General features: G+C 74.2%; 8 protein-coding genes, 1 pseudogene and 1 riboswitch. Of the genes and pseudogenes, 6 read left to right on the plus strand and 3 right to left on the minus strand.

The features are described from left to right. Positions 1 to 162: 162 nt before the first annotated feature. A riboswitch (SAM riboswitch) is annotated at positions 163 to 280 on the plus strand. A 116-nt stretch (positions 281 to 396) separates the two neighbouring features. Beyond that, positions 397 to 1,704 carry an aminotransferase class V-fold PLP-dependent enzyme gene (locus tag JFN87_RS28995; protein WP_209344793.1) on the plus strand — a complete coding sequence of 436 codons (1,308 nt, stop codon included), beginning with the start codon at positions 397 to 399 and terminating at the stop codon, positions 1,702 to 1,704. Positions 1,705 to 1,742: 38 nt separating this feature from the next. Here JFN87_RS28995 and JFN87_RS29000 read toward each other — a convergent pair whose 3' ends face one another. After that, complete coding sequence (locus JFN87_RS29000) at positions 1,743 to 2,024, minus strand: Lrp/AsnC family transcriptional regulator (RefSeq protein WP_209344796.1); 282 nt, start codon at positions 2,022 to 2,024, stop codon at positions 1,743 to 1,745. Next, positions 2,021 to 2,764 (minus strand): rhomboid family intramembrane serine protease, encoded by a 744-nt coding sequence (locus tag JFN87_RS29005; RefSeq protein ID WP_372449302.1) that lies wholly within the window; start codon positions 2,762 to 2,764, stop codon positions 2,021 to 2,023. Before JFN87_RS29005 ends, JFN87_RS29000 begins: the two co-directional genes overlap by 4 nt. A gap of 155 nt (positions 2,765 to 2,919) precedes the next feature. On the opposite strand from JFN87_RS29005, the gene JFN87_RS29010 reads away from it, so the two are divergent. The 4 genes from JFN87_RS29010 (at position 2,920) to JFN87_RS29025 (ending at position 8,370) form a co-directional block, all read left to right on the plus strand. Continuing rightward, complete coding sequence (locus JFN87_RS29010; protein ID WP_209344800.1) at positions 2,920 to 4,302, plus strand: NYN domain-containing protein; 1,383 nt, start codon at positions 2,920 to 2,922, stop codon at positions 4,300 to 4,302. A 331-nt stretch (positions 4,303 to 4,633) separates the two neighbouring features. Then, positions 4,634 to 5,659 carry a C40 family peptidase gene (locus tag JFN87_RS29015; protein WP_209344802.1) on the plus strand — a complete coding sequence of 342 codons (1,026 nt, stop codon included), beginning with the start codon at positions 4,634 to 4,636 and terminating at the stop codon, positions 5,657 to 5,659. 382 nt (positions 5,660 to 6,041) lie between these two features. Further along, positions 6,042 to 7,037 (plus strand): C40 family peptidase, encoded by a 996-nt coding sequence (locus JFN87_RS29020; RefSeq protein WP_307865634.1) that lies wholly within the window; start codon positions 6,042 to 6,044, stop codon positions 7,035 to 7,037. A gap of 67 nt (positions 7,038 to 7,104) precedes the next feature. After that, positions 7,105 to 8,370, plus strand: a complete 1,266-nt coding sequence (locus tag JFN87_RS29025) for a Cif family virulence factor (RefSeq protein WP_307865633.1) — start codon at positions 7,105 to 7,107, stop codon at positions 8,368 to 8,370. Here JFN87_RS29025 and JFN87_RS29030 read toward each other — a convergent pair. Further along, positions 8,327 to 9,682, minus strand: a complete 1,356-nt coding sequence (locus tag JFN87_RS29030) for a glycosyltransferase 87 family protein (protein ID WP_209344806.1) — start codon at positions 9,680 to 9,682, stop codon at positions 8,327 to 8,329. The genes JFN87_RS29025 and JFN87_RS29030 overlap by 44 nt on opposite strands. Positions 9,683 to 9,832: 150 nt before the next feature. Between JFN87_RS29030 and JFN87_RS33935 the strand changes: the two are divergent. Continuing rightward, positions 9,833 to 10,281: pseudogene (locus JFN87_RS33935) on the plus strand (hypothetical protein); the annotation flags it as partial.

A 10,281-nucleotide genomic window follows, 5' to 3' on the forward strand; every position in this document is an offset into this window, starting at 1 on the left:
CCCCCCCCTCTCCCGGGCAGACGACGGCACCCGGGGTGCATCGGCGGCTGGAGTTCAGTCGTGTGCTCCTCCGATCTGGCGGGCGGGCCCGCGTCGGGGGCTGGAGGGCCGCGGGCCCCTCCGCCGTGCCGGCGGAGGGGGCTGTGGCATACTCGCGTCCCAGGTCATGAGTGACAGCGACTTCGGCCCCGGCCCGCTGTCCGGCAACCCTCCGTCCGTGGCGGGGTGCCCCGGGTGAAGACCAGGCCGTGGGCAGCGAGGTCCGCGGCAAGCGCGGGCCCTGCGTTTCCCTGGGGTCCAGGTCCTCAGAGGGAGCTGTCCGTGATCAAGCGAATGCGATAGGCGCCGCGCGCCCCTCCGTGTCCCCTCACCAGAACCGCCACGAAGGAATTCGCCATGTCCGTCAACCTGGACACCCCCGCCGTCGAAGCCATCGTCACCTCTGACGTCACCGTCCCCGCGCCGCTGCCCGTCCTCGGGACCGACGTCGCCGTGCCGCTCGCAGACGGCACCGAGATCCCGTACGCGGCCCTCGACTACGCCGCCAGCGCCCCCGCGCTGCGCCGCGTGTGGGACGACGTCGCCGCGTACGCCCCCTACTACGGCAGCGTCCACCGCGGCGCGGGCCACCTCTCGCGGCTGTCCACCGACCTCTTCGAGGAGAGCCGGCGCACCGTCGCCGGCTTCCTCGGCTGCCGCGAGGACGACCAGGTCGTCTTCACCCGGTCCACCACCGACTCGCTGAACCTGCTCGCGACCGCGCTCCCCGCCGGCTGCGAGGTCTTCGTCTTCGAGACCGAGCACCACGCGGCGCTCCTGCCGTGGGGGCGCACGGCGGACGTCACCGTCCTCGACGCGCCGCGCACGCCCGTCGCCGCGGTGGCGGCCCTGGAGGCCGCGCTTGCCGCGCGTGACGAGACCCGGCACGCGCTGGTGTGCGTGACCGGCGCATCGAACGTGACCGGCGAACTGTGGCCCGTGCCCGAGCTTGCCGCCGCGGCGCACCGCCACGGCGCCCGCATCGTGCTGGACGCGGCGCAGCTCGTGCCGCATCTGCCCGTCGACGTGGCCGCGCTCGACGTCGACTGGGTCGCCTTCTCCGGCCACAAGCTGTACGCGCCGTTCGGCGCGGGAGTGCTCGCGGGACGTGCCGACTGGCTGCGGGCGGCCGAGCCGTACCTTGCGGGCGGCGGCGCCACGCGCCGGGTCGCGCGCGACGGCGACGGCGGCGTCACCGTCGACTGGAACACCGACGACTCACGGCACGAGGCCGGCTCGCCCAACGTGATCGGCGCCTACGCCATCGCCTCCGCGTGCCGTGCGCTGACCGACGCCGGCTTCGAGCACCTCGCCGGGCGCGAGCAGGTACTGCTCGGCCGTCTGACGGCCGCGCTCGGCGAGCTGCCGCGGGTGCGGGTGCTCAGCCTGTTCGGCGAGGGCGCGCACCGCGTCGGGGTGCTGTCCTTCGTCGTGGACGGCTACGACAGCGCCGACTTCGCCGCCGCGCTCTCCGACCGGTACGGGATCGGCGTGCGCGACGGGCTGTTCTGCGCCCACCCGCTCGTCCGGCTGCTGACGGGCGCGGACGGCGGTGACGGCTGCGGCGAGGGTCCGCTGAACGCGGTGCGCGTGAGCTTCGGCGCGGGCACGCCGCAGGAGCACGTCGAGCGGTTCGTACGGGCCGTGCGCGAGCTGGCCGCCTGACGGCCGCCGCGGCCGTGCGCCGCGGCCCGGCGCCCGGATCAGGCGTCGAGGCCGATCGAGAACGCCGCTTCCAGATCGTGCTGCGAGTACGTGCGGAACGCGACATGCGTGTCGGTCGCCTCGACGCCCTGGATCCTGCTGATCCGGCCGGGGATCACGTCGGCCAGGTCGTCGTGCTGGGCGACGCGGACCATCGCGATCAGGTCGTACGTGCCCGTCACCGAGAACACCTCGCTGACGCTCTCCAGCGCCGCGATCGACTCGGCGATCTCGGGGATCCGGTCGACGCTGGTCTTGATGAGCACGATCGCGGTGATCACGGCTGTCGTTCTCCCTCGGTGGCCACGGCTTGACCCCTCACTCTACCGGGCCGCCAATAGCATGCCGCCGCGTACAGGAACCCGGCGGTGAAGCCCACCAGGTGCGCCAGATAGGCGACCTGCGGCCCCGCCTGGGCGCCCCCCGCGCCGTAGCTCTGGCGCTGCGCGAACCACTGGAGCGCGAACCAGAACAGCAGCACCGTCCAGGCGGGGAAGCGCAGCGGCAGGAAGAAGAGGAACGGGAAGAGGCTGGTGACCCGCGCCCCGGGGAAGAGCAGGAGGAACGCGCCGAGCACCCCGGAGATCGCCCCGGACGCCCCCACGAGCGTCTCGGCGCTGTCCGCGTTGGCCACGGCGTACGCGGACATCGCCAGCGCGCCGACGACGAGGTAGAACACGGCGAAGTGCACGTGCCCCATGCGCTCCTCGGCCATCCCGCCGAAGACGTAGAGGAACAGCATGTTGCCGAGCAGGTGCAGCCAGTTCCCGTGCACGAACAGCGCGGTGACGGGCGTGACCAGGGCGTGCGGCGCCCACGCGACGAGCTGGTCGGGCACGATGCCCCACCGCTCGAAGTAGGCGCTCTGCGCCGACAGCAGGGCGTCCGGCTTCCCGTGGGCGGGACCGAGGCCCGACACTGGAGAGACGAGGAACGCCAGGCAGCACAGCCCGATGATGCCGTAGGTCACCACCGGGCCGTCCGCCGTCCGCCGTTTGATCACGGACAGAGCATGACGCACCGGGACGATCCGGCACGGCCCGCCTCGCCGGACGCACGCGTTCCGTAGGCCGCGGTGGCCGCTCGTCATCGCGCGTGAGGCCGTAAGGTTGCCGGACCGAACGTGTTTTTCCGGGAGCGGTGCACGAGGGCAGCGAGGTAGTGGGGTGACGGATCGTGGAGCAGCCCGCGGGCGGGGCTGAACCGGACGGCGCGGCCGCCGGGGCCGCGGAGGCCGGCGACGAGCCCCGGGAGGAGCTCGACCGCCCGCTGCCCGAAGGCGTGCGGCGCAAGGTCGTCGCCCTGTGCTCGGACGCCTTCGGCGGTCTGACCGTCGCCGAGCTGCCCGGCCAGCTGCGCCAGTACGCCCGCTTCACGCCGACCCGGCGCGCCAGGTTCGGCGGCAACGCCATGGCCGCGGCGCTCGCGGGCGACGCCGCGTTCCGGCAGCGTGTCGGGGAGCGGCTGGCCGCCGCGGAGCCCGAGATGGCCGCCGCGCTCGAGACGGGGGCGCCGCCCGCAGCGGCCGATCCGGTGGACGTGGCGGCGGCGGCATACGTCCTGCGGCCCCCCGGATGGGTGAAGTTGGTGGCCGCCGCCGGCGAGGAGGCCGAACGCGCGGACGCGGAACGGGCCGGTGACGAGGCCAGGCGCGAACTGGAGCGGCTGCGCGAGGAGCTCGCCGCGGCGAAGGCGCTCACCCGCACGGAGACGGAGCGGCTGCGCGCCGACCTCGACGCCGCGCGCAAGGAGGCCGACGTACTGCACCGCAAGCTGCGCAGCGCGCTCAGCGACGTCAAGCGCGGTGAGGCCGCGCTGCGCAAGTCCGCCGCCGAGACGGAGGCGGTACGGGCCGAGGCCGCCGCGCAGGTGTCGGCGGCGGAGAGCGAGACCCGCAGGGTCAGGGCGCGGCTCGCGGAGGCGGAGTCCGCCGTGGAGTCGAGCAGGCGCGCCTCCCGCGAGGGCCGCTCGGTGGCGGACATGCGGCTGAGGCTGCTGCTCGACACGGTCCTCGAATCGGCGCAGGGGCTGCGCCGCGAGCTTGCGCTGCCGCCGGCGTCCGGCCGGCCCGCCGACCTGGTGGAGGCCGTGGAGCCCGGGCGGATGTCGCCGAAGGACGTCGCCGCGCGCGCCCTGTCCGCCACCGACCCCGCGCTGCTCGACCAGTTGCTCGCGCTGCCGCAGTCGCACCTGGTGGTGGACGGCTACAACGTCACGAAGACCGGCTATCCCACGATGCCGTTGGAGAAGCAGCGCCTGCGGCTGCTCGGCGGGCTCTCGCTGCTGGCCGCCCAGTCGGGAGCCGAGGTCACCTGTGTCTTCGACGGGGCCGAGCTGGCGGCGCCCGTCCTGCTCGCACCGCCGCGCGGAGTGCGGGTGCTGTTCTCCAAACCGGGTGTCACGGCGGACGAGTTGATCCGCCAGCTGGTGCGCGCGGAGCCGTCGGGACGTCCGGTCGTCGTCGTCTCCACCGACCGTGAGGTGGCCGACGGGGTCGCCGCGGCGGGCGCGCGGCCTGTAGCGTCCGCCTTGTTGCTGAAGCGGCTTTCGCGCTCCTGAGCAACTCCTGTGCGCAATGCCCGATTTCGTCCTTCACGGAGCGCGGCGGAACGTCAGGTGGCGGTCACCGGCTGTGCAAAGTCCGGAATTTATGCCCTCCTGACGAAGATTTTTCGCGCTGGGATTTGAACTGATCACAAGAAGGTCACTAGGGTCGGGTCGAACCTTCGCGCGGTTGATCACCCACCCGGGGTGAACAGCGAAGGAACCGCCGAATTCGCGTAGTTCAGTTCAGCACGGGGGTGCGGGACGCGCGGAGCCGGAACCGACGCCCCGCGCATGCGGAGAGACGGGCCCCGGCAGGCGGCTGAGGAAGAAGGAGCTCGCCTCCGTGGCGTCCCACCGTCGTCCCAAGCAGCCGAACCGCGCCCGTGTCTCGGTGCTCACCGCTACGGCCGCCGCCGCCGTCGCTCTCACCTCGCAGGCCGCGCACGCGGACCCGAAGCCGAGCGTCAAGGACGTCAAGTCCAAGGTCGACGACCTGTACAAGCAGACGGAGCAGGCGACGGAGAAGTACGACGGCGCCAAGAGCCAGGAGTCCAAGCTCCAGAAGGAAGTCGGCAACCTGCAGGACAAGGTCGCGCGCGGCCAGGCCGAACTCAACAAGATGCGCGACGCGCTCGGCGCGATGGCGACCGCCCAGTACCGCACCGGCGGCATCGACCCGTCCGTGCAGCTGTTCCTCTCCTCGAACCCGGACAGCTACCTCGACAAGGCGTCCACGCTCGACCAGGTCAGCGCCAAGCAGGCCGACCAGCTCCGCGAGATCCAGGCCAAGCAGCGCGAGCTCGCCCAGGAGCGCAAGCAGGCCCAGGACAAGATGAAGAGCCTCGCCGCGGCCCGCAAGGAGCTCGGCGGCAAGAAGAAGGAAATCCAGGGCAAGCTCGCCGACGCGAACAAGCTGCTCAACACCCTCACCGCCCAGCAGCGCGCGCAGATGCAGCAGGACGAGCAGCAGGCGGCCAACCGCTCGAGCAGCCGCGTCTCTCTCGGCAAGGGCGTGCCCGCCTCCAAGCGCGCCGCGGTCGCCTTCGCCGCCGCGCAGACCAGGCTCGGCAAGCCGTACGTCTACGGCGCCACAGGACCCAACTCGTTCGACTGCTCGGGCCTGATGATGTGGGCGTACGCGCACGCCGGTGTCTCCCTGCCGCGCACCTCGCAGGCCCAGGGCACCGTCGGACCCCACCTCGGCAGGAGCCAGCTCGAGATAGGCGACCTCGTCATCATGGACGGCGGCAGCCACGTCGGCATGTACGCGGGCAACGGCCAGGTGCTGCACGCGCCTCACACGGGCACGGTCGTCAAGTACGAGGCCATGTCCGACATGATCTTCGACTACGGCGTCCGCGTCGGCTGACGCACCCGCCGCACAGCTGCCGCACACCTGCCGAACCGCGAACCACACCGCCCGAACGGGCGATTGTGCGAACGCCGAGCTGACACCGCGCCCCGCCGGTGACCTGTTGGTCTCCCGCGGGGCGCCCGTGTGTCGCGTGGGGCGGGTCGCTGGCCGGTGCGTGATCGTCCGGCTACTGTCTGCTGCGCGCGGCACCGGCCGCGTGAGCGCGCACCGCGCGCGTCCAGCGGAAGGGAGTGCGGCTCCTGTGGTGTCCCATCGCCGTTCACCGGTGTCAGGCCAAGGACCGGCGTCTCCTCAAGGACCAGCGTCGTCCGGGCACGCGGCACCGGCGCGGCACCGGCGGGAGGGCCCCGGCGCGGGCGGCAGGGCCGGCGCCGTCATCGCACTGTCGGCCGCTGCCGCCTCCGCCGCCGCGGCACTCGGCGCCGCCCCGGCGGACGCACAGCCGGCGAACACTCCCGAGGCCACCCGGGCACGGGTCGACGCGCTCTACCAGCAGGCGGAGCGCGCCACGCAGAGTTACGACGCCGCGACCGAGCGGGTCGCCACCCTCACCGACCGCGTCCGCGGCACGCAGAGCGACGCGGCGCGCGGCCAGGCGCGCATCAACACCATGCGCGGCGCCCTCGGTTCCGTCGTGGGCGCCCAGTACCGCTCCGGCGGCGTCGACCCGTCGCTCGCGCTGCTGCTGACGTCCGACCCGGACACGTACCTCGAACGCGCCACGTTCCTCGACCGGATCGGCGAGCACGAGTCCGGCACCCTGCACCGGCTGCGGCAGGCCCAGCGCGGTCTCGACCAGGAACGGGCGACCGCGGCGCACGAACTCGCGCAGCTCAAGCAGAGCAGGGCCGAGGTCGCCCGCCACAAGCGCACCGTCGAGGCGAAACTCGCCGAGGCACGCCGCCTGCTGGCCGCGCTGCCCGCCGCCGACCGCGTCCCCTACGGCCGCGCCTCGCGCGGCGGCGGCCGCCCCGGCGGTCCCGGCGGTGTGCTCGGCGCCCTGGGCGGCGGCTCCTCGCCCGCGTCGTCGCGCGCCGCCGCGGCCCTCGCCGCGGCACGCAGCGCGCTCGGCAGGCCGTACGCGTGGGGCGCCGAAGGGCCGAACAGCTTCGACTGCTCGGGGCTCATGCAGTGGGCCTACGCGCAGGCCGGCGTCGCCCTGCCGCGCACCTCGCAGGCCCAGCGGTACGCGGGGCGCCGCATCCCGCTGTCCGAGGCGCGCCCCGGCGACCTCGTCACCTACCGCGCCGACGCCGGCCACATCGCCATGTACGCCGGCCACGGGCAGGTCATCCACGCCCCCTATCCCGGCGCCTCGGTGCGCTACGACCCAGTCGGCATGCTGCCCGTCTCGTCGGTCACCAGGGTCTGACCCGCGTCCACCGCCCGATCCGGGCGAGGAGCCCTGACGCGCCCCCGCAACCCCTACGATCAGCACCGTGGCAGATCCGTACGGCACCCCCGGCCGGCGCGGCGGCGCCGTGGGCGTGCGGCACGCGCCGGCACGGCTGCTCGCACTCGTGCTCGCCCTGGTCTGCCTGTGCGCCGCCTGCTCGACGGCCGGACAGCGGGTCGCGGCCGACACCACAGAGCAGCAGGTGCGCCAGGTCCTCGACCGGCGCGCGGCGGCCGTGCTGCACCGGGACCGGGGCGCGTACCTCGCCGCGATCGACCCGCGGGCGACCGCCCTGCGCGCCGCGCAGCGCGCCGAGTTCGCGAGCCTCGCCGCCGTACCGCTGCGGTCCTGGCAGTACCAGGTCGTCAGCGTGGCCCGTACGGGGAACACGGCCACCGTCCGCGCCCGGTTGCGCTACCGCGTCAGCGGCTACGACCGTGCGCCCGTCTCCACACCGCGCTTCCTCCAGCTGGACCGGCGCGCGGGCCGCTGGTACGTGGCGCTCGACCGGCCGGGCGACGGCGGCGCGCGGCAACTGTGGCAGCAGGGCAGGGTCGAGGCCGTCAAGGGCGCCCGCAGCCTCGTGCTCGGCGTCGGCCAGGACAGGGCGAGGCTGCGCATGATCGCCGCGGCCGCCGACCGCGCCGTGCCCGCCGTGGACGCCGCCTGGCCCGGGGCCTGGGAGCGCCGCGTCGTCGTCTACGTACCGGCGTCGCTGAACGCGATGGCCGAGCTGCTCGGCCGCCCGGCCGCCGCGTACCGGGACATCGCGGCCGTCACCACCGGCGAGACCGGCGGCGCGGGCGCGGCGCCCGCGGACCGGATCATCGTCAACCCCGACGCGTTCGGCACCCTCAGCGACTTCGGCCAGCAGGTCGTCCTCACGCACGAGGCCACGCACGTCGCGACCAGGAGCGCCACCTCGGCGGCCACCCCGACCTGGCTGTCCGAGGGGTTCGCCGACTGGTCCGCGTACCGGGGCACCTCACGCACGGCCGGTGACCTCGCGCCCGAACTGGGGGCCGCGCTGCGCCGCGACGGGCCGCCCGACGCGCTCCCCGCCGACGGCGACTTCGCGTTCGGCTCCGACCCGGCCGCGCTGGCGAGCGCGTACGAGGAGAGCTGGCTCGCCTGCGAGCTGATCGCACGCAAGTGGGGCCCGAAGAAGCTCGACGCCTTCTACCGCGAGGTCGGCGCCCACCACGGGCGCGAGGGCGCCGTCGCCGGCGCGCTGCACGACGTCCTGTCGCTCACGCCTGACGCCTTCACCCGGCTGTGGCGCGCGTACCTGACGGAGCGTCTGGGCTGACCTCGGGGCGCCCGGCCGCGGCCCCCGCGCCGCGTGCCACCGCGTGCCGGCCCGCCGTGCCCGTCCACAGCAGCCTGCAGGCCATCACGGTGGTGGCGACCAGCAGCGCGTTGCGCAGCACCAGCAGCGTGACGCCGAGCGTGTCGCTGGCCACCACGTGCCCGAAGCCGAGCGGGAACTCCAGCAGCGTCACCGCGGTCGCCAGCAGGACGAATACGGCGGGCACCGCCATCGCGCTCTCGCGCACCACCATGCAGACCGCCGCGAGCCCCACCAGCCACAGCATGTACTGGGGGCTGATCACGCGGCTCGTCGTCGTGAAGACCAGCACCGCGACGAACGCGGCGTCGCAGAGCGTCGCGGCCGTGAAGACCCGCGCCCGCAGCCGCCACCACAGCAGCCAGCAGAAACCCAGCGCGCTCAGCCCCATCGCGGCGTCGGACACGACGGACACGTAAGGACCGACGAACTCGACCGAGCCGTAGTTCAGCACCACCTGGCCGTCCCAGCCGAAGTGCCGCGCGATGTGGAAGACGATCGACCCGAGCGACTCCACCTCGGTGCCGCGGTCGCGCTGGAAGGCGAGGAACGCGAACGCGCCCGGCCCGAACAGCACGCACACCAGCGTCACGACCGCGCCCGCGACCGCGGCGGACGCCCAGGAGACCCGGGTCCAGCGGCCCCGCGGCGTCCCAAGGAGCAGCAGCACCGGCCACACCTTCAGCAGCGCGCCGAGCCCCGCGAGAGCGCCCATCAGCCCGGGCGCGCGCCCGCCGGCGGGGCCCGCGTCCGCCGCGCGGCCACCTGCGCGGCCGCCGGCTCGGCGGCGGCCGATCCCGGCGAGCAGGGCGGCGACCGCGACGGCCGTCACCATCACGTCGTAGCGCGAGTACGAGGTCGGCCCGAGCAGCGCGACGCCCACGACCCACACCCACGCCCCGCGCAGCGACCGGCCGGGACCGGTGCCGGCTCGCAGCAGCAGCCCGAAGCCGATCGCGTCGAACAGGCACGCCAGCACGAAGAACGCGGAGGTGTAGTCGAGGAACGGCAGCACGGCGGGGGAAAGGATCGCGAACGCGGCCGCGGGCGGGTACTGCCAGGTGACGTCCGACAGCGGGTACGTGCCCGTCCTCAGCACATCGAACCAGCCGTGGTAGATGCCGGAGACGTCGCTCGTCACGTCAGGGCCCGGCAGGTGCGGGAACCACGCCACCCTGAACACCAGCAGGAGCATCACCGCCCTGGTGAGCACCCAGACGGCGACGGCGATGGCCGCCTTCCCCCGTGAACCGTGGCCGCCCTCGCCCGCCATTGACCGTCCCGTCGCGTCGTCCGCACGTGTCGTCCCGCACGTGTTTGCGAGAGTCATGATGCCGGGCGGAGCGGCGCCGGGGCCAACGGACACGGCCGCGCGCGCCCGGCACTGCCCGGGCGGCGCACCGGGAAGGTACTGTTCGGCCCGATGCGCAAGACCCTGATCGTGACGAACGACTTCCCGCCGAGGCCCGGCGGCATCCAGGCGTTCCTGCACAACATGGCGCTGCGGCTCGACCCCGACCGCGTCGTCGTCTACGCCTCCACCTGGAAGCGCGGCGCCGAGGGCAGGGACGCGACGGCGGCGTTCGACGCGGAACAGCCGTTCACCGTGGTGCGCGACCGCACGACGATGCTGCTGCCCACCCCGCGGGTGACGCGGCGCGCCGCGGGCCTGCTGCGCGAGCACGGCTGCGAGGCGGTGTGGTTCGGCGCGGCGGGCCCGAGGTCGGAAGAGCACACGGCCGGACTCCAGACACCGATGGATCTCGTGCGCCGCCCCGTGCACGGGGAGAGGGGGGGGGGGGGGGGGGGGGGGGGGGGGGGGGGGGGGGGGGGGGGGAGGGGGGGGGGGGGGGGGGGGGGGGGGGGGGGGGG

It is taken from the genome of Streptomyces montanisoli (assembly GCF_017813245.1).
In the GTDB taxonomy this organism is placed as follows: Bacteria; Actinomycetota; Actinomycetes; order Streptomycetales; family Streptomycetaceae; genus Streptomyces; species Streptomyces montanisoli.

What these genes read in the sequence shown, in the direction of transcription:
- JFN87_RS28995 (WP_209344793.1), top strand. Translation starts at nt 397, where the DNA reads ATGTCCGTCAACCTGGACACCCCCGCCGTCGAAGCCATCGTCACCTCT.
- JFN87_RS29030 (WP_209344806.1), bottom strand. Translation starts at nt 9,682, where the DNA reads ATGGCGGGCGAGGGCGGCCACGGTTCACGGGGGAAGGCGGCCATCGCC.